Below are 18,239 nucleotides of genomic sequence, written 5' to 3'. Positions count from 1 at the left end.
GCAAGACGCCTTCGTTCAAACCAAGCAGCACAGAGGAACCGTCATGACTATTTCCGTCACCTACGATCCAGCATTCGGCAGCGCCACCGTCGACGACTACCTGGCCTTCTGGAGCGCAGGTTTCGTCACTGCCGGTCACGGCTACAGCAACACCGGCGGCTTCAGCAACGGCAGCCGTGATGGCGACCAGTACGCCACCCACGGCGCCAACGGTTCGGACTACGCCTTCATCGCCGACTCCGACACCTCCAACGGCCTGCACTACGTCTTCGATCCGCTGAAGGCGCCGGGCGACAACCTGAACCACTACCTGTGGGGTTCGCTGGACAACGTCAGCCTGGGCGAAGTGCTCGGCGGTGGCGGCGGCAGCGATTTCAGCCTGAGCAACTACGTGGTCAGCTTCAACGGCCTGGACCTGGATGCCGCGCTGGGTGCCGGTCGTGCCGGCAACGAAGTACAGGGCGTGATCTACGGCCTGATGCAGGGCAACACCTCGGCGCTGGAAGGCGTGCTGGACAACCTGCTGGCCAGCTACGGCGTTTCGACCGACAGCACCTTCGACGCCATTGCCGCGGCACTGAGTGGCGGTGCTTCGAGTGTTGCGGCTGCCGAAGCCGTGGGTATCCAGGCGCTGCCTGAAGACCTGGCCCTGGCTGCCTGACGCCAGGCATGAAAAAGGCCAATGGCAGATCGCTCCGTCATTGGCCCTGTTGCATGCACCCTGGCCCGTGTCTTGTCGGGCCCAGGCCGGGGTGCCGCGAAATTCTGCGAGGTGGCGGCTGCCAGGTCAATGGCGACGCCGCCTCGCCTTTCGAGGTCAGCGATGAGTACACCGCGCAACGCCGCCGCCGATGAACTGTGGCAGGCCCTCAAGTCCTGCCGGGGTGGGCTGGGCAACATCGCCCTGTTCACCGCCGTGGCCAACGTGCTGATGCTGGCGCCGGCGCTGTACATGCTGCAGGTCTACGACCGCGTGCTGTCGTCGGGCAACGAGATGACCTTGCTGATGCTCAGCCTGATGGTGCTGGGCCTGTTCGCCTTCATGGGCGTGCTGGAATGGCTGCGCAGCCTGGTAGTGATCCGCCTGGGCACGCGCATGGACCTGCAACTCAACCCTCGGGTGTTCGATGCCGCATACCAGGCTAGCCTCGACGGGCACAAAGGTAGCGCCCAGCAGGCCCTGGGCGACCTGACCCAGTTGCGCCAGTTCGCCACCGGCCAGGCGTTGTTCGCCTTCTTCGATGCACCGTGGTTTCCGCTGTACCTGCTGGTGATCTTCCTGTTCAGCCCGTGGCTGGGCCTGCTGGCGGTGGTCGGTACGCTGCTGCTGGCCGGGCTTGCCTGGCTCAACGAGCGCCTCACCCATGGCGAGTTCATCGAGGCCGGGCGGCTGTCGCAGCAGGCGATGCAGCAGGCGTCGGGCAACTTGGGCAATGCCGAGGCGATCGCTGCCATGGGCATGCTCGGTGCCGTACGCCAGCGTTGGAGCCTGCTGCACCATGGCTTCCTGGCCCGGCAGAACCTGGGCAGCGAGCGCAGCGCGGCGATCACCGCGGTGTCCAAGAGCGTACGCCTGGCATTGCAGTCGCTGGTGTTGGGGCTGGGGGCCTGGCTGGCCCTGGAGCACCTGATCAGCCCGGGGATGATGATCGCCGGTTCCATCCTCATGGCGCGGGTGCTGGCGCCGATCGATCAGTTGATTGGCGTGTGGCGCCAGTGGGGTTCAGCACGCCAGAGCGCCGAGCGCCTGGGCTTGCTGTTGCGCCGTTATCCACCGTTGGCCAGTGCGATGCCGCTGCCTGCGCCACAGGGGCGGCTGCGGGTCGAGCAGTTGCATGCCCGGGTGCCTGGCGGGCAGCGGGTCTGCCTGAGTGGTATCGATTTCGAACTGGCGGCCGGTGAGTCGCTGGGGCTGATCGGTGCCTCGGGGTCTGGAAAATCGACCCTGGCCCGCCTGTTGGTAGGGGCTGCGAACCCTGAGTCGGGCAAGGTCTGCCTCGACGGAGCGGCGCTGGCCCAGTGGGATCGCCAGGCGCTCGGCGAGCACATCGGCTACCTGCCGCAGGACGTGCAACTGTTTGCCGGCAGCATTGCCGACAACATCGCCCGGCTTGGCCCGGTGGACGCCTCGGAGGTGGTTGCAGCGGCGCAGTTGGCCGGTGTGCACGAGCTGATCCTGCAACTGCCGCAGGGCTACGACACGCTGCTGGGCGAAGGTGGCGCGGGGTTGTCCGGTGGGCAGCGGCAAAGGATCGGCCTGGCCCGGGCGCTGTATCGCTTGCCTGCGCTGGTGGTGCTCGACGAACCCAACGCCAGCCTCGACGAGGCCGGCGAGCGCGCCTTGCTGGCGGCACTCGCCGAGCTCAAGGCGCGCGGGCGCACGCTGGTGATGATCAGTCACAAGTCGAGCCTGCTGCTGGGGCTGGACAAGCTGCTGGTGCTGCACGGCGGCGTGATCCAGCAGTTCGGCCCGACCGCACGGGTACTTCAGGCTGCGGCCCGTCCTGCAGCTGCCAGTGTCGCACCACCACCAACAGCGGCGCGTAGCGGCGTGACCTACAGCTTCAACCAGGGCGGCCAGAGATCTTGAGCATGAGTGTGCACCCGATGTTTACCCCCGCGTCTGGCGCTGCGTCTGACAAGGTTCATCACCTGCGCGACGATGCCCGAGGCCCGGCGAAGGCCGGGCGCTGGCTGGTGCTGGCAGGCTTTGGCGGCTTCCTGTTGTGGGCCGCGCTGGCGCCGCTGGACAAGGGCGTGCCGGTCAGCGGCAATGTGGTGGTGGCTGGCAGTCGGCAAGCGGTCCAGCATCCCACCGGAGGGGTGATCGGGCAGCTTGCGGTGCGCGACGGCGATCAGGTCCAGGCAGGCCAGGTGCTGCTCAGCCTCGACCCCACCCAGGCCCTGGCCCAGCGCGGCTCGTTGCAGGTGCAGTACGTGAATGCGCGAGCCATGGAGGCACGGCTGCTGGCCGAGCGCGATTCAGCGCCCGGCGTGACCTTTGCCGCCGATCTGCTCGAGGAGGCCGCCACGCCCTGGGTGGCGACTGTGCTGGAGACCCAGCGACAACTGCGCAGCAGCCGCGCCCAGGCGCTGGAGCTGGAATTGGCGGGTTTGAGCGAGAGTATCGCCGGGGCCGAGGCGTCGCTCAGTGGCCTGCAAGGCTCGCTGAGCAGCAAGCAGGCTCAGCGCGAGGCGCTGGACGAGCAACTGCGCGGCCTGCGCGAGCTGGCCCGTGACGGCTACATTCCGCGCAACCGTCTGCTCGACAGCGAGCGCCTGCTGGCGCAGGTCAACGGCTCGATTGCCGAAGACCTTGGCAATATCGGTCGCACCCGGCGCCAGGTCCAGGAGCTGAAACTGCGTGCCAGCCAGCGCCGTCAGGAATTCCAGAACGAGGTGCGCCAGCAGTTGAGCGAGTCCCAGGCCAGCGCCGAGGACCTGGGCAATCGCCTGCGCAGCGCCGAGTTCGACCTGGCCCACACCCAGGTGCGTGCGCCGGTCGCCGGTACCGTGGTGGGCTTGAGTGTGTTCACCAACGGCGGGGTGATCGCGCGCGGTCAGCAGTTGATGGAAATCGTCCCCAGCGATGCGCCGTTGCTGGTCGATGCTCGGGCGCCGGTGGAGCTGGTCGATCGCTTGCGACCGGGCTTGCCGGTGGAATTGCTGTTCGTCGCTTTCAACCAGAGCACCACGCCACGGGTGGCAGGTGAGGTAAGCCTGGTCTCGGCGGACCGCCTGCTCGATGAAAAGACCCAGCAGCCGTACTACCAGGTGCGCATCAAGGTCAGCGACGAGGGCGCGCGGCAGCTCGCCGGGCTGGATATTCGCCCCGGTATGCCGGTGGAAGCTTTCGTGCGCAGTGGCGAGCGCTCGCTGCTCAGCTACCTGTTCAAGCCGTTGGCCGACCGGGTGCATATCGCCCTGAGCGAGGAGTGAGCCGATGCGCCTGTTGTTGCCCACTGTATTGTCGGGCGTGTTGTCGGGCCTGGTATTGCCAGCGCAAGCCCTGGACCTGAGCGATGCCTATGCCCTGGCCCTGCGCAACGATCCGACTCTGCGCGCGGCAATCGCCGAGCGCGACGCGGGTGTCGAGAACCTCGCCATCGGTCGCGCGGGGCTGTTGCCGAATCTTTCCTACCGCTACAACCGTGCCCGCAACGACTCGGAGGTGACCCAGCGCAGCCAGCTCGGTGATGTCACCAGCCAGCGCGATTACCGTAGCTACAGCTCGACCCTGACCTTGCAGCAGCCGTTGTTCGATTACGCCGTGTGGAGCGACTATCGCCGAGGCGTGGCCCAGGCTGCGCTGGCCGACGAGCGCCTGCGCGGTCGCGGCCAGGAAATGATGGTGCGGGTGTTCTCGGCCTACAGCGAAGCATTGTTCGCCGACGAGCAGATTGCCCTGGCCCAGGCCCAGCGGCGCACCTACGCCGAACAACTGCAGCTCAACGAGCGCCTGCTCAAGAATGGCGAGGGCACCCGCACCGACGTGCTGGAGACCCGTGCCCGCTACGAATTGGCCCAGGCCCAGGAAATCGAGGCCGGCGACAACCTCGACGCGGCGCTGCGCAGCCTGCAGGCGATCACCGGCGAGGCGATGAGCGCCGAAGACCTTGCGCCGATGTTGCCGTCACTCGCCGTGCAGCCGCTGATACCGGCGCGCTTCGAGCCCTGGCGCGACCTGGCCGTGGCGCATAACGCCGAGCTGGCCAGCCAGCGGCATGCCCTGGATGTCGCTGACCAAGGTGTGGAGCGTCAGCGTGCGGGGCACCTGCCGAGCTTGAGTGCCTACGTGAGCAAGGGCATTTCCAGTTCGAGCTCGGAAAGCACCTACAACCAGCGCTATGACACTGACAGTGTCGGGATTCAGTTGAGTGTGCCGCTGTTCGCCGGTGGCGGTGTATCGGCGCGGGTGCGCCAGGCACAGGCGGAGCGAGATGGCTTGCAGTTCCAGGTCGATGCGCAGGTCAGCGACACGCTCAATCAGTTGCGTCGCCAGTTCAACCTGTGCGCCAGCAGCACCGCGAAGATCCGCGCCTACGGGATGGCGGTGAATGCTGCCAGTGCGTTGGTCGAGGCGACTCGGCGCAGCGTGCAGGGGGGAGAGCGGGTCAACCTCGATGTGCTCGATGCCGAGCAGCAACTGTACGGGGCGCGGCGTGATCTGGCCCAGGCCCGGCATGAGTACCTGCGGGCCTGGGTGCAGTTGCGCTACTTGGCGGGGGTACTGGATGCCAAGGATGTGGAGGTATTGAACGGGTACTTCGTGGCGCGCGGTTGAAAGCGGTGCCGCCTGATGGCTGCACCGCTTCTACAGGCTTTGCATCCTGGTCAGTGCTCCGCCACCGCCTTGCGTCTGAGCACCTGTTCGCCATGTTCATCGATGTCCATCACCGGCACTTCATTGCCATCGGCATCGAACAGCTTGCCATCCTTGAAGTAGTCGCCATCGCGCAGCACCGAGATGTCCGAATACTGGATGGTACGCTCGTACCCCGCGGCAAACACCGACTGCTGGTCCGAATTGCCGGCCTTGAAGTGGTTGAAGATCAGGTTCAGCAGGATCGCCATGATCGCCGCCGAGCTGATGCCCGAGTGGAAGATGGTCTCGAACCAGTTGGGGAACTGATGGTAGAAGCTCGGCGCGGCGATGGGGATCATGCCGAAGCCCAGCGAGGCCGCCACGATGATCAGGTTGACGTTGTTCTTGTAGTTCACCTTCGACAGGGTTCGGATGCCGCTCGCCGCCACGGTGCCGAACAGCACGATGCCTGCGCCGCCCAGGACCGGGGTGGGTACTGCGGCGATGATCCGGCCCATGATCGGCAGCAGGCCAAGCACCACCAGGATCACCCCGCCCGTGGCCACCACGTAGCGGCTCTTCACCCCGGTCACGGCCACCAGGCCGACGTTCTGGGCGAACGCGCTCTGGGTGAAGGAGCCGAAGATCGGCGCCAGGATGCTCGATGCCATGTCGGCGCGCAGGCCGTCGCCCAGGCGCTTGGAGTCGACCTTGGTGTCGATGATCTCACCGACCGCGAGGATATCCGCCGAGGTCTCCACCAGGGTCACCATGATCACGATGCACATCGACAGGATCGCCGCGATGTGGAACGTCGGCATGCCGAAATGGAACGGGGTAGGGAAGGCGAACACCGGGCCTTCGCCGACCTTGCTGAAATCGGCCATGCCCAGTGCCCAGGCGATCAGCGTGCCGGCAACCATGGCCAGGAGGATCGACAGGCGCGAGATGCTGGCGCTGCCCAGCTTGCTCAGCAGCAGGACAATGGCGAAGGTCAGCGCCGCCAGGCCGATGTTGGCCATGCTGCCGAACTCCGGCGAGGCGCTGTTGCCACCCATCACCCAGCGTGCGGCCACCGGCATCAAGGTCAGGCCGATGGTGGTGATGACGATGCCGGTCACCAGCGGCGGGAAGAACTTGGTGATCCGCGAGAACACCGGAGTGATCAGAAAGCCGATCAGCGATGCTGCCATGACTGCGCCCAGCACCGCCGGCAGGCCCCCGCCGCCCTGGCTGCCGAGAATCGCGCCCATGGTGGCCACGCCAGCGAACGACACGCCCTGCACCAGTGGCAACTGGCAGCCGAAGAAGGGTAGTCCGAGGGTCTGCAACAGGGTGGCCAGTCCGCCAGCAAACAACGATGCGGCAATCAGCAGGCCGATCTCCGCCGGGGCCAGGCCGGCGGCCTGACCCAGGATCAGTGGCACGGCGACGATCCCTCCGTACATGGTCAGGACATGCTGCAGGCCATAAGCCAGGTTGGCACCAAGCCCGAGGTTTTCGTCCTCGGGGCGCTTGGCAGGAGACGTGCTGGTGGACGTAGTCATTGGAGCAGGCTCTCTGTTTATTGTTGTGCCGATACTGTAGACAGCTCCGACAAAATATTGCCAGGAAAATTGTATACAATATTTTGATCTGGGCAGCCGCAGATCCGGCAGGGCGGTGTCTCTGACCGCAATGCAGATAGCGTTCCAACATGGGAAAGGCGGTTTAGAAGGGTGTGTACAAAAAGCTCGGCAGCCCGTGAAAAGCTGTCTAGGTAGGCAGGAAATGCGGGTCGGTCATGTTCTTAGCAAGCTAAAAGATTTCAATCTTCGATAAGTTCGCGCAGCTCGCGCATCATTTCGGTGCTGTCGGCCAGGTTCAGTTCCACAAGACGGTGCAGATGGGTCATCGAGTCAACGTCTATATAGAGGCAGACGAAACCCAGCCGAGTGGGTTCTTCGTGGCGTAATTCCACCTGCATGTGGACCGTGACCTCTTTGTCGAGGTGGATGAGCGCATCGAAATCCTGCGTAAGGTCGGCATCCCAGGGCGCTGGCCGTTCGATCAGCAGGCCTTTGAGCGACAGGTCGAGCAGTTTCACTGGCCACTGTCGGTCGCCCTGGCGCAGTTCGGTGGGGGCGTCGAAGTCGATGCGCTGGAAGCGTCTGCGCTCGTCAGTTCCAGAGGGATGTGTCATGGCGGATCCTCGTCAGTTGATCTGACTATAGACCAGCCACGCTTGTTGCGGCCTGGCGGCGACTGATGCGATTCAGCCTGCGTGCCCTACCGGGTGCTGGGTTGTTCTGCGTGCTGGCGCGGCGTGGGGGTGACCAGCGGCTCCTTGCGGGCTTGCAGCGCGAACAGAATCCCTGCCGCCAACAGCACAAGCAAGCCGATTTGTATGGCCCGGATACGGTTCTTCATTGCGACATCTCTGTCTGATCAGCGATGTCGAAATATTCGGGCGGCCTGGGCTACGGCACAACTGGTAGAAATATCAGGTCGCTTTACGCACCCTGCCCGCGCCGCTCTAGGGCGGCGCGGGCAGGGTGCAATTCGATATGGTAAAGCTGGCAAGCAGGCCCTAGACTCAGTGAGCTGTCTATTCCAACCACTTAGCTGGAAGCATGCCATGAATAACAATAACAGCCTGCTACGTCACATTCCGTGGCTGGCGCTGGCAGTCATAGGAGCCTGTGCGCTGGGTGTGGTCGCCCTGCGTCGCGGTGAAGCCATCAACGCCTTGTGGATCGTGGTTGCGGCTGTGGCCATCTACCTGGTCGCCTACCGCTACTACAGCCTGTTCATCGCCACCAAGGTGATGCAACTCGATCCGCGCCGGGCTACCCCGGCGGTACTCAACAACGATGGCCTGGACTATGTCCCGACCAACAAGCACATCCTCTTCGGTCACCATTTCGCCGCCATCGCTGGCGCCGGCCCGCTGGTCGGTCCGGTGCTCGCCGCGCAGATGGGCTACCTGCCCGGTACGCTCTGGCTGATTGCCGGCGTTGTACTGGCAGGGGCCGTGCAGGACTTCATGGTCCTGTTCCTCTCCACCCGCCGTAACGGCCGTTCGCTGGGCGACATGGTGCGTGAGGAAATGGGCCGCATTCCGGGCACCATCGCCCTGTTTGGCTGCTTCCTGATCATGATCATCATCCTCGCGGTGCTGGCGCTGATCGTGGTCAAGGCCCTGGCCGAGAGCCCGTGGGGCATGTTCACGGTGATGGCGACCATCCCGATCGCCATGTTCATGGGCATCTACATGCGCTTCATCCGCCCGGGTCGCATTGGCGAGATTTCGCTGATCGGCGTGGTGCTGCTGCTGGCATCGATCTGGCTGGGTGGCGTGATCGCGGCCGATCCGGTGTGGGGCCCGGCGTTCACCTTCACCGGCGTGCAGATTACCTGGATGCTGGTCGGCTATGGCTTCGTCGCCGCCGTGTTGCCGGTGTGGCTGGTGCTGGCACCGCGTGACTACCTCTCGACCTTCCTCAAGATCGGCACCATCATCGGCCTGGCCATCGGTATCCTGATCATTGCGCCTGAGCTGAAGATGCCGGCCCTGACCCAGTTCACCGACGGTACGGGGCCTGTGTGGAAGGGCACCCTGTTCCCGTTCCTGTTCATCACCATCGCCTGCGGCGCGGTGTCCGGCTTCCATGCCCTGATCAGCTCGGGCACCACGCCCAAGCTGCTGGACAACGAAACCAACGCCCGCTACATCGGCTACGGCGGCATGCTGATGGAGTCGTTCGTCGCCATCATGGCCATGGTCGCTGCTTCGGTGATCGAGCCGGGTGTGTACTTCGCCATGAACAGCCCGGCCGCCGTGGTCGGTGCCGACGTCGTGTCGGTGGCGCAGACCGTCAGCAGTTGGGGCTTCACCATCACCCCCGAGCAGCTCGAGGCTACTGCCCGTGACATCGGCGAGCACACCATCCTGGCGCGTGCCGGTGGTGCACCGACGCTGGCGGTGGGGATCGCGCAGATCCTCCACCAGGTACTGCCGGGTGAGAACACCATGGCCTTCTGGTACCACTTCGCGATTCTGTTCGAGGCGTTGTTCATCCTGACCGCCGTGGATGCCGGTACCCGTGCCGGGCGCTTCATGCTGCAGGACCTGCTGGGCAGCTTCGTGCCAGCGCTCAAGCGCACCGAGTCGTGGACGGCCAACCTGATCGGCACCGCCGGTTGCGTGGCGCTGTGGGGCTACCTGCTGTACCAGGGTGTGATCGACCCGTTGGGCGGTATCAACACCTTGTGGCCGCTGTTCGGTATCTCCAACCAGATGCTGGCCGGTATCGCGCTGATGCTCGGCACCGTGGTATTGATCAAGATGAAGCGCGAGCGCTATATCTGGGTCACCTTGCTGCCGGCGCTGTGGCTGCTGATCTGCACCACCACCGCAGGCCTGATCAAGCTGTTCGACCCGAACCCTGCGGTCGGCTTCCTGGCCCTGGCCAAGAAGTACAGCGCCGCGCTGGATGCCGGTCAGGTCCTGGCACCGGCCAAGGACATCGGCCAGATGCAGCACGTGATCTTCAACGCCTACACCAACGCCGGTCTCACGGTGCTGTTCCTGGTGGTGGTGTTCAGCGTACTGTTCTTCGCCATCAAGGTCGGCATCGCCGCCTTGGGTCGCAAGGAGCGCAGCGACAAGGAAACCCCGTTCCAGGCCCTGCCTGACGCTTGAGAGGATTGCAGCGATGTTCAACGACCTGGGTCGGCTGGGTAAGTATCTGGGGCAGGCTGCCCGACTGATGGTTGGTATGCCCGACTACGACACCTATGTCGAGCACATGCAGAACAAGCATCCGGACAAGCCGGTGATGAGCTACGAGGACTTCTTCAAGGAGCGCCAGGAAGCTCGTTATGGCGGCAAAGCCGGCCCCAAGTGCTGTTGAACCTGCACCCTGCTTGAACCTGTGGGAGCCCGCGCAATCGGGCTCCCACAGTCATTTTCGGCTTCAATGGAGGCAAACGCGTGCATACCCCCATTCCCGTCACCGTGCTCACTGGCTTTCTCGGTGCTGGCAAGACCACCCTGCTCAAGCACATGCTCAAGGCCGAGCATGGCCTGAAGATCGCCGTGATCGAGAACGAATTCAGCGAGGCGGGCATCGACAGCCAGCTGCTGGGCGACGAACCGGTACAGGTGATGACCCTGGCCAACGGTTGTGTGTGCTGCAGCATCCATGGCGACCTCACCCGTGCCCTGTACCTGCTGCTCGAACGCCTGGATGCCGGTGAAATCGCCTTCGATCGTCTGGTAATCGAGTGCACCGGCCTCGCCGACCCGGCGCCGGTGGCGCAGACCTTCTTCATCGACGAGGAGCTGCGCGAGCGCTATATCCTCGACGGCATCATCACCCTGGTGGACGCCAAGCATGCCGAGTTCCACCTGACCCAGACCATCGCCCAGGCCCAGGTCGGGTTTGCCGATCGCCTGCTGCTTAGCAAGACGGACCTGGTCGAAGCAGACGTGGTCGACGCGCTGCGCGAGCGTTTGGCACGGATCAATGGCCGTGCACAGATTCGCGTGGTCGAGCATGGCCGTATCGACCTGGCCGAGCTGCTCGATGTGCGCGGTTTCAATCTCAACCCGGACTTGGGACTGAGCCCGAGGCCGACCCTGCGCCCGGTGCTCAAGCCCGAGACCCCGGACCGTATCTCCACCCTTGTGCTGCGCACGGAAAAGCCGCTGGATATCGATCGGCTCAGCGACTTCATGAACGAGCTGCTGGAAGAGCACGGCAAGCAATTGCTGCGCTACAAGGGAGTACTGAACATCGCAGGCGAGGACCGCCGGCTGGTGTTCCAGGGCGTGCTCAAGCTGTATGGCTTTGACTGGGATGCCGAGTGGAAGGAGGGCGAGGCGCGCGAAAGCGTGATGGTGTTCATTGCTCATGAACTGCCAGAAGAGACGATCCGGGCGGGTTTCGGGACGTTGGCCGGTCAGGCTGAGTAAGGCGGACCAGGCCTGGTGCCCGGTCCGGATTGCGGGTATCAGCGCCTTGACCAGTCGACGCCGCGTCGCAGAATGTTCAGTCGTAGTTTGGCTTTGGGGCTGGAGCGGCGAGTGGCCAGGTAGGCACCTTCGCCTTGCGCGATCAGCTCGTTCGCTAGACAAATGCCGGTGTGCGGACATGCCAGATTGATGATGGCGAAGCTAGTCGCCAGGTCCTCCAGGGTAATTTGCTTGCCAGTGTGGTCATGGTGTATGAGCCAGGCTGAAGGGGCGCCGTCTGTTTCAGAATGCGCCATCGCTACGCCGTACTTACTCTTGCGGATGTGTTGGCCCGCATGGCTGCCATCACGCACGTACATGTAATAGCCTTCGCTGCCATGACGGAAGTAGAACTCGGTCGCGGTGGTTTCGCCTGTTACATGGAAGTCGACGAGTTTTTCCTCGCGGGCGTTATCCCATGCATCGTCCGGTGTACTTAACACGCCAAGGCTGCTGGAGACATCCAGGGTACCCAGGCTGGAGTCAGGATGGGGCACTAGAATGGGCTGGTCGGTGGCCTGTCGCAGGATGATAAGTGGAAAGCCATTCACCAGGAGTGTGGCAGTGAAGGAGAGGGAGACATCGTCGGTCATGGGGGGGTCTCGATTGGGAGCGAAGGCGTCACCTTGCCTAGACCAGTGCTCCGTACAAAGTCGGAAAAACTTACCCAGTGTGCCTGAGTGCAAGCATGTTCAGGCAAGCTAGTGGCCCATGAAAAAGCCCGGCACAAGGCCGGGCTTTTTCACATCAGGCGATTGCCAATCAGTTGCCGTACACCGGCAGCTTCTTGCAGATGGCCTTGACCTTCTCGCGAACGGCGTCGATCACCGCTTCGTTGTTCAGGTCGGCGAGGATGTCGCAGATCCAGCCGGCCAGCTCGCGGCACTCGGCTTCCTTGAAACCACGGGTGGTGACGGCTGGGGTGCCGAAGCGCAGGCCCGAGGTGACGAACGGCGAACGTGGGTCGTTCGGGACCGAGTTCTTGTTCACGGTGATGAAGGCTTTGCCCAGTGCGGCGTCAGCGTCCTTGCCCGAGATTTCCTGCTTGATCAGCGACAGCAGGAACAGGTGGTTTTGGGTGCCGCCGGAAACGACGTCGAAACCACGCTCGATGAACACGCTGGCCATGGCCTGGGCGTTCTTCACCACTTGCTGCTGGTAGGCCTTGAACTCAGGCTGCAGCGCTTCCTTGAAGCAGATCGCCTTGGCGGCGATGACGTGCTCCAGCGGACCACCCTGGGCGCCCGGGAAGACTGCGGAGTTCAGCTTCTTCTCGATGTCGGCGTTGGCGCGGGCCAGGATCAGGCCACCACGTGGACCACGCAGGGTCTTGTGGGTGGTGGTGGTGACCACGTCGGCGAATGGTACTGGGTTCGGGTAGACGCCAGCGGCGACCAGGCCAGCGACGTGGGCCATGTCGACGAACAGGTAGGCACCGACTTTGTCGGCGATTTCGCGGAAGCGGGCGAAGTCCAGGACCTGCGAGTAGGCGGAGAAGCCGGCGACGATCATCTTTGGCTTGTGCTCGACAGCCAGGCGCTCGACTTCGTCGTAGTCGATCAGGCCGTTGCCGTCGATGCCGTACTGGACGGCGTTGTACAGCTTGCCCGAGGAGCTGACGCTGGCGCCGTGGGTCAGGTGACCGCCGTGGGCCAGGCTCATGCCCAGGATGGTATCACCGGCCGACAGCAGGGCCAGGTAGACAGCAGCGTTGGCTTGCGAGCCAGCGTGCGGCTGGACGTTGGCGTAGTCGGCGCCGAACAGCTCCTTGGCGCGGTCGATGGCCAGCTGCTCGACGACGTCGACGTACTCGCAACCGCCGTAGTAGCGCTTGCCTGGGTAGCCTTCGGCGTATTTGTTGGTCAGAACCGAGCCCTGGGCCTCCATGACCGCTGGGCTGGTGTAGTTTTCCGAAGCGATCAGCTCGATATGCTCTTCCTGGCGCAGAGCTTCTTGCTGCATGGCTTCGAAGAGCTCGGCGTCGTACTTGGCAATGGTCAAATCACGGCTGAACATGGCGGTCCTCAAGGATCGGGGCTGAATTGGGATGGCATTCTAACCGATTGGGTCGGGGCTGGCATATGAAGTGGCATCAAGTCGCGGACCAATGGGCTTCATGTTGCAGGCCGCGCCGTGACTGGGCTGAGACGGGGCGCTAGTTGACCCCGAAGTCCGTTTTTTCGATGCCTGGTGGAGGCTGGATTGGTGTCCAGCTTCTTGGGGGCGGTCCACCCTGTAGGAGCGGGTTTACCCGCGAACACGGGCGTAGCCCGTGCCAGGCGGCGCGGTGTCCTTTTCGCGGGCATACAGGGACTGCGTGGCGGCACGATCACTGGAACATGAACAAGGTTTCGTTGCTGAACTGCGCCTCGAACTGGTTGGCCGGCATCGGACGGCCGAACAGGTAGCCCTGGACTTCGTCGCAGCCATGCTCACGCAGGAACTCCAGCTGTTCATGCGTCTCCACGCCTTCGGCGATCACCGCCAGGTTGAGGCTGTGGGCCATGGCGATGATCGCCCGTGCGATCTGCGCATCCTGCTCGCCTTCGGGCAGGCCGTCGACGAAGGTACGGTCGATCTTCAGCACGTCGATGGGGAACTGCTTGAGGTAGTTGAGCGATGAATAGCCCGTGCCGAAGTCGTCCACCGCGATGCTCAGCCCCAGGTTCTTTAGGCTGTCGAGGATCTGCATGGCCTCGTTGACCTCGCGCATCAGGATACTCTCGGTCAGTTCCAGCTCCAGGCACGCCGGCGGCAGGCCGGTCTCCTCGAGAATAGTGGCGATCCGCTTGCCCAGCTGGCCGTCGGAGAATTGCCGGGCCGAGATGTTCACCGACACCTTCGGCACCCGCACCTTGGCCTTGTGCCAGGCCTTGAGCTGGCGGCTGGCCTCGCGCAACACCCAGTCGCCGACGTCGACTACCAGGCCCAGTTCCTCGATCACCGGGATGAAGTCGCCCGGCGGCACCAGGCCGCGGCGTGGATGGCGCCAGCGCAGCAGCGCCTCGGCGCCGGTCAGGCGCTTGCCGTCGCCGCTGAACTGCGGCTGGTAGTAAAGAATGAACTCGTTCTGCTCCAGGGCGTGACGCAGGTCGCTTTCCAGCTCCAGGCGTTCCAGGGCGCTGGCGTTCATGTCGGCCTGGTAGAACTGGAAGTTGTTCTTGCCGCGCTCCTTGGCGTGGTACATCGCCGTGTCGGCGTTCTTCATCAGCTGGCTCAGCTCGTTACCGTCCTGCGGGCTGAGGGCGATGCCGATACTGGCGGTGACGAAGAACTCGCGACTCTCCAGCACGAATGGCCGCACCAGGCTGGCGAGGATATTCTCGGCCACGTGAATGGCGCGGTTCAGCGCCATTTCACGGCTGGTACGCGACTGCAGCAGCAGGGTGAACTCGTCGCCGCCCATGCGCGCCACGGTGTCGTCTTCATCGACACAGGCCAGCAGGCGCTCGGCCATGTCCTTGAGCATGCGGTCGCCGGCGGCGTGGCCGAGGGAGTCGTTGATCGGCTTGAAACGGTCGAGGTCGAGGAACATCAGCACCACCCACGACTTGTGCCGCTCGGCCTGCTGCAATGCCGTGTGCAGACGGTCCTGGAACAGGGTGCGGTTGGGCAGGTGGGTGAGGGCGTCGTAATACGCGAGGCGGTGGATGCGCTGCTCGCTGGCCTTGCGCTCGCTGATGTCGGTGAAGAAACACACATAGCTGGCCAGGTCGCGCTCATCGTCGAGCACCGCGGTGATGCCCACCCAGGCCGGATAGTGCTCGCCGCTGCGGCGCTTGAGCCACACTTCACCTTCCCAGGTGCCGCGTTGGTTCAGTTGCTTGAGCACATAGCCCAGGTGCGCGTCCTGCTGGCCTTCGACGGTGAGCATGTTCGGGCGCTGGTCGAGTACTTCATCGGGCGCATAGCCGCTGACCCGGCTGAAGGCCTCGTTGACCTGGACGATGTAGCCCGCCGGGTCGGTGATCAGGATCGCCGAGGTCGAGTGCTCGAATACCGTCGCGGCCATGCGCAGGTCTTTCTCGGCGCGTCGTTGCTGGCTGATGTCGCGCGCTACCCCAAGGACGCCCTCGAAGCGCTCGTGGTCGTCCCACACCAGCACCAGGCGCAGCTCGATGGGTATCTTGCGACCGTCGGCACGCAGGCAGTCGAACAGGAACATCTGGGTCGGCAGCTGGCTGCGCAACTGGCGCAGTTGCTCGCGGTCGTCCAGTGCCTTGCTGACCCGCTCCATGAGCGTCTGCATGCCGCTGAGCTGGGAGGGGTTGGCGATGATCGATGGCCAGCCGTTGTCGAAGATGTAGTCCACCGAGTAGCCCAGCACCGTCTGCACCGAGGGGCTGATGTAGTTGAGCTGCAGTTGGTTGTCGGTGGAGAAGATCACGTCACTGATGCTTTCGGCGAGCATCCGGTAGCGCTGCTCGCTGTCACGCAGCGACTGGCTGGCCTCGATCTGCACTGTGACATCCTTGCCCACCCCGATGATCCGCGTGACCTGGCCTTCGCCATCACGGGCCAGGACCTGCTCGCGGATGTCGTAGCAGCGCCAGCCGCCGTCGCGGTGGCGGAAGCGCAGTTGGCAGTGCAGTGATTGGCTGTGACCGCTGTCGCGCTGTTGCTGGCGCAGGCTGCGGTAGTGCTCGGCATCCTCGGGGTGCAGCAGCAGCTCCCAGAAGTGATCGCCCATCTGCGCAAGTTCCGAGCGGTCGTAGCCCAGGGTTTGTCCCAGGTGGCGGTTGCTGAAGATCATGCGTCGGTTGTGCACGTCCTGAACGTAGAGCTGGTCGGGTACGGTACGCACGACGTCTGACCAGAAGCTTTCACGTTCGAGCAGCGACAGTTCGACCTGTTTGCGGCTGGTGATGTCGCTGATGCTGAGGATCACGGCCTGGTAGTCGCGCCGCTGCTGGGGCAGGCGGGCCATCAGCCACAGGTGCAGCTCGCCACCCAGTGGCGCGGGCAGGCGTACTTCGAGCTCGAACTGTGCGCGCTGCTCGATCAGCGCGTCGAGCAACTGCATGCCGATGCTCTCGCGGCCATCGCCGCTACCCTCGATCAGCCGTTGCCAGGCGCCCTCGTTGCAGGTCACGTTGAGCAACTGGCGTGCAACTTCGTTGATCTCGGTGATCTTCAGTTCCTGCAGCAGGTTGCGCCGCAGGCCCGGTTCCAGTGCCAGGCTTTGCTTGAGTGCGGCGAGGTTGCGCAGGTGGTAACGATCGAGCTGGCCGGGCAGGCTCGACAGGTCGAGCACGCACAGGGCCACGCCGGTGCTCTCGAAGATATCCTGATAGCGCCGGCGGTCTTCCTGCAAGGCACGCTGGCGACGGCGCATGTTGATCAACGCCAGGCCCGGCAGCAGGGCGCAGAACAGCACCAGCAAACTCTTGCCCAGCAGCGCGGGCAACAGTTTCTCGCGGGCCGAGGTCGGGTCGTACAGGCCGCGGACCTGCCAGGTACTGTTGTCGATGAAGGCCAGCAGCACGCTGTGCAGCGCCGATGGGTTGGCGTGGGCGACACCGCTGCGCTCGATCACCGCGCCGTCACGGCTGTTTTCCAGCAGCCATAGCGGGTGGATTGGCGTGTTGAGCTTGCTGGTCAGCTCCTGGTAGTAGTCGGTGGACAGGCGCAGCAGCCAGTAGCCGCGATCCTGTTCGGCGGACTGGCGCAGCAGCAGGTAGACCAGCTGGTTGTCGCTCGAATTGCCATAGAAGTAGGCATTACCCTGATTCAGGCGCACCAGGCCGTCGATCGTTTGACGGTCCGGGCTGTCGCGCAGGCTGTCGCCGCGGATCTGCCCATTACTGTCCAGCCAGGCCAGGCCGCGCAAGGCCGGCAAGCGTCCCCTGAGGGTCTGCAGCAGCGCCGGCAACGCCGCCGGTGACGGTGGCTTGACGTAGGGCTGCACCAGATTCATGGCTTGCTGCGCCTTGAGCGCCATGTTCAGGGTGAGGTGGTCGGCCAGTTCCGCACTCGTCGCCACGCTTTGCTGGCGCAGGTCGGCCTGTGTGTGGCGGAACTGCGAGAACAGTTGCCAGAACAACAGACCCAGCAGGACCAGGGCCAGCAGAGCAAGCGCACCCTTGAGCGAGCCTCGCAACGAAGCAGACGGCGCAGGGCGCTGGATGGGCGGTTGGGTGAAGTTGGTCAAGCGTTGGTCCTGCGATTGGGCTGGCGAAGGCAGGGGAGATCATGCACGCGGCATGCCGCCGTGGCGCACTATAAGGCCGGACATACGAAAGCGGCTAGGTTCAACCTCATATGTATCTGCACTCGCCCATACTGCGTTGAAACGGAGCGAGCAATGCGCATGTACTTCAGTACACTGCGCTTGCTCGCTCCGTTTCGCCTTGTCTGGCCTTCGCGCAGACACATTTCAGACTGACCCTAGCATGCCTTGGATTATGGCAAAGTGCCAGTCCATATGTCGCCGATCCAGCGCTGACCGTGCATTCGGCAACCCGCTTCCACCTGTGCGAGAATGCCGGCCGTTTCATAGTCAATGCATCGGAGAAGTACGGTTTGGTTACTCACTATTCCACCAATGGCCTCGATTCCGCCTGTGGGCGCAGCAGTCAGACCCTGGTCAGCACTGCCGTGGCCGACGACGTATCCTGCAAGTCCTGCCAGCGCTCGTTCACCAAGCCCGACGCCGCGGCTGCGCAGCGCAAGACACCTTCGCTGGCCGAGCTGCGCAAGTCGGCCAAGGTTGCGGTCGAGCCCGTCATGGCGGCGGTCGTCACGGCCGATTTGGAGCCCGCTGCCAAGGTTGTGAACAAGTCGGCGAGCAGGTCCGTCCAGACCCCTGCCCGTGCCGGCGGTTTCAGCACCAAGGCTGCCTGGGCCGCGCGCCTGGCCGAACAGAGCGGGCAGTCTCGCCTGCCGCGCGGCATGGGCAAGCAACGCCACGTCTGAGTCACGCTGCTTGTGGTGGCG

General features: G+C 64.0%; 13 protein-coding genes and 1 pseudogene. 8 read left to right on the top strand and 6 right to left on the bottom strand.

Features of this window, described 5'->3' with window-relative positions:
• Positions 1 to 43 precede the first annotated feature (43 nt).
• The 4 genes from ACTYOL_RS23355 to ACTYOL_RS23340 all read left to right on the top strand — a co-directional run bounded on the left by ACTYOL_RS23355 (position 44) and on the right by ACTYOL_RS23340 (position 5,284).
• Complete coding sequence (locus ACTYOL_RS23355) at positions 44 to 661, top strand: heme acquisition protein HasA (RefSeq protein ID WP_153774738.1); 618 nt, start codon at positions 44 to 46, stop codon at positions 659 to 661.
• A gap of 162 nt (positions 662 to 823) precedes the next feature.
• A complete protein-coding gene (locus ACTYOL_RS23350; RefSeq protein WP_197893254.1) occupies positions 824 to 2,590 on the top strand; it encodes a type I secretion system permease/ATPase in 1,767 nt (588 codons plus the stop codon).
• Between the two features lie 2 nt (positions 2,591 to 2,592).
• A complete protein-coding gene (locus tag ACTYOL_RS23345; protein WP_444757117.1) occupies positions 2,593 to 3,939 on the top strand; it encodes an HlyD family type I secretion periplasmic adaptor subunit in 1,347 nt (448 codons plus the stop codon).
• Between the two features lie 4 nt (positions 3,940 to 3,943).
• Positions 3,944 to 5,284: a TolC family outer membrane protein gene (locus ACTYOL_RS23340; RefSeq protein WP_197893256.1), complete on the top strand. Its 1,341-nt coding sequence runs from the start codon at positions 3,944 to 3,946 to the stop codon at positions 5,282 to 5,284.
• A 50-nt stretch (positions 5,285 to 5,334) separates the two neighbouring features.
• On the opposite strand, the gene ACTYOL_RS23335 is transcribed toward ACTYOL_RS23340, so the two are convergent.
• The 3 genes from ACTYOL_RS23335 to ACTYOL_RS23325 form a co-directional block, all read right to left on the bottom strand.
• On the bottom strand, positions 5,335 to 6,852 hold the full coding sequence (locus ACTYOL_RS23335; protein ID WP_063546135.1) for a nucleobase:cation symporter-2 family protein: 1,518 nt from the start codon (positions 6,850 to 6,852) through the stop codon (positions 5,335 to 5,337).
• A gap of 260 nt (positions 6,853 to 7,112) precedes the next feature.
• Entirely contained in the window at positions 7,113 to 7,487 is a 375-nt protein-coding gene (locus tag ACTYOL_RS23330; RefSeq protein ID WP_125931417.1) for a PilZ domain-containing protein, read from the bottom strand.
• A gap of 86 nt (positions 7,488 to 7,573) precedes the next feature.
• Positions 7,574 to 7,714, bottom strand: a complete 141-nt coding sequence (locus ACTYOL_RS23325) for a hypothetical protein (RefSeq protein ID WP_153774733.1) — start codon at positions 7,712 to 7,714, stop codon at positions 7,574 to 7,576.
• A gap of 208 nt (positions 7,715 to 7,922) precedes the next feature.
• Here ACTYOL_RS23325 and ACTYOL_RS23320 point away from each other — a divergent pair, with 208 nt between their 5' ends.
• The 3 genes from ACTYOL_RS23320 to yjiA all read left to right on the top strand — a co-directional run bounded on the left by ACTYOL_RS23320 (position 7,923) and on the right by yjiA (position 11,264).
• Positions 7,923 to 9,989: a carbon starvation CstA family protein gene (locus ACTYOL_RS23320; protein ID WP_063546133.1), complete on the top strand. Its 2,067-nt coding sequence runs from the start codon at positions 7,923 to 7,925 to the stop codon at positions 9,987 to 9,989.
• A gap of 13 nt (positions 9,990 to 10,002) precedes the next feature.
• On the top strand, positions 10,003 to 10,200 hold the full coding sequence (locus ACTYOL_RS23315; protein WP_054894051.1) for a YbdD/YjiX family protein: 198 nt from the start codon (positions 10,003 to 10,005) through the stop codon (positions 10,198 to 10,200).
• 80 nt (positions 10,201 to 10,280) lie between these two features.
• Positions 10,281 to 11,264 (top strand): GTPase, encoded by a 984-nt coding sequence (yjiA, locus tag ACTYOL_RS23310; RefSeq protein ID WP_444757116.1) that lies wholly within the window; start codon positions 10,281 to 10,283, stop codon positions 11,262 to 11,264.
• Between the two features lie 38 nt (positions 11,265 to 11,302).
• On the opposite strand, the gene ACTYOL_RS23305 is transcribed toward yjiA, so the two are convergent.
• The 3 genes and pseudogenes from ACTYOL_RS23305 to ACTYOL_RS23295 all read right to left on the bottom strand — a co-directional run.
• Positions 11,303 to 11,896 carry a hypothetical protein gene (locus ACTYOL_RS23305; protein ID WP_153774731.1) on the bottom strand — a complete coding sequence of 198 codons (594 nt, stop codon included), beginning with the start codon at positions 11,894 to 11,896 and terminating at the stop codon, positions 11,303 to 11,305.
• A 169-nt stretch (positions 11,897 to 12,065) separates the two neighbouring features.
• Positions 12,066 to 13,319 carry a serine hydroxymethyltransferase gene (gene glyA, locus ACTYOL_RS23300; RefSeq protein WP_444757115.1) on the bottom strand — a complete coding sequence of 418 codons (1,254 nt, stop codon included), beginning with the start codon at positions 13,317 to 13,319 and terminating at the stop codon, positions 12,066 to 12,068.
• Positions 13,320 to 13,632: 313 nt separating this feature from the next.
• Positions 13,633 to 16,617 (bottom strand): annotated as a pseudogene (locus ACTYOL_RS23295) (sensor domain-containing protein); the annotation flags it as partial.
• Between the two features lie 1,208 nt (positions 16,618 to 17,825).
• Between ACTYOL_RS23295 and ACTYOL_RS23290 the strand changes: the two are divergent.
• Positions 17,826 to 18,218 (top strand): hypothetical protein, encoded by a 393-nt coding sequence (locus tag ACTYOL_RS23290; RefSeq protein WP_444757114.1) that lies wholly within the window; start codon positions 17,826 to 17,828, stop codon positions 18,216 to 18,218.
• The last annotated feature ends 21 nt before the right edge of the window (positions 18,219 to 18,239 follow it).

The organism is Pseudomonas sp. A014, assembly GCF_052378495.1.
Lineage (GTDB): Bacteria > Pseudomonadota > Gammaproteobacteria > Pseudomonadales > Pseudomonadaceae > Aquipseudomonas > Aquipseudomonas machongensis.
The sequence above is the reverse complement of the archived record's forward strand: the minus strand, read 5'-3'. Positions and strand labels throughout refer to the sequence as shown.

Coding starts and splice junctions, on each gene's coding strand:
- ACTYOL_RS23355 (WP_153774738.1), top strand. CDS start 44: ATGACTATTTCCGTCACCTACGATCCAGCATTCGGCAGCGCCACCGTC.
- ACTYOL_RS23345 (WP_444757117.1), top strand. CDS start 2,593: ATGAGTGTGCACCCGATGTTTACCCCCGCGTCTGGCGCTGCGTCTGAC.
- ACTYOL_RS23330 (WP_125931417.1), bottom strand. CDS start 7,487: ATGACACATCCCTCTGGAACTGACGAGCGCAGACGCTTCCAGCGCATC.
- ACTYOL_RS23350 (WP_197893254.1), top strand. CDS start 824: ATGAGTACACCGCGCAACGCCGCCGCCGATGAACTGTGGCAGGCCCTC.
- glyA (WP_444757115.1), bottom strand. CDS start 13,319: ATGTTCAGCCGTGATTTGACCATTGCCAAGTACGACGCCGAGCTCTTC.
- ACTYOL_RS23305 (WP_153774731.1), bottom strand. CDS start 11,896: ATGACCGACGATGTCTCCCTCTCCTTCACTGCCACACTCCTGGTGAAT.
- ACTYOL_RS23315 (WP_054894051.1), top strand. CDS start 10,003: ATGTTCAACGACCTGGGTCGGCTGGGTAAGTATCTGGGGCAGGCTGCC.
- ACTYOL_RS23340 (WP_197893256.1), top strand. CDS start 3,944: ATGCGCCTGTTGTTGCCCACTGTATTGTCGGGCGTGTTGTCGGGCCTG.
- ACTYOL_RS23320 (WP_063546133.1), top strand. CDS start 7,923: ATGAATAACAATAACAGCCTGCTACGTCACATTCCGTGGCTGGCGCTG.
- ACTYOL_RS23335 (WP_063546135.1), bottom strand. CDS start 6,852: ATGACTACGTCCACCAGCACGTCTCCTGCCAAGCGCCCCGAGGACGAA.
- ACTYOL_RS23325 (WP_153774733.1), bottom strand. CDS start 7,714: ATGAAGAACCGTATCCGGGCCATACAAATCGGCTTGCTTGTGCTGTTG.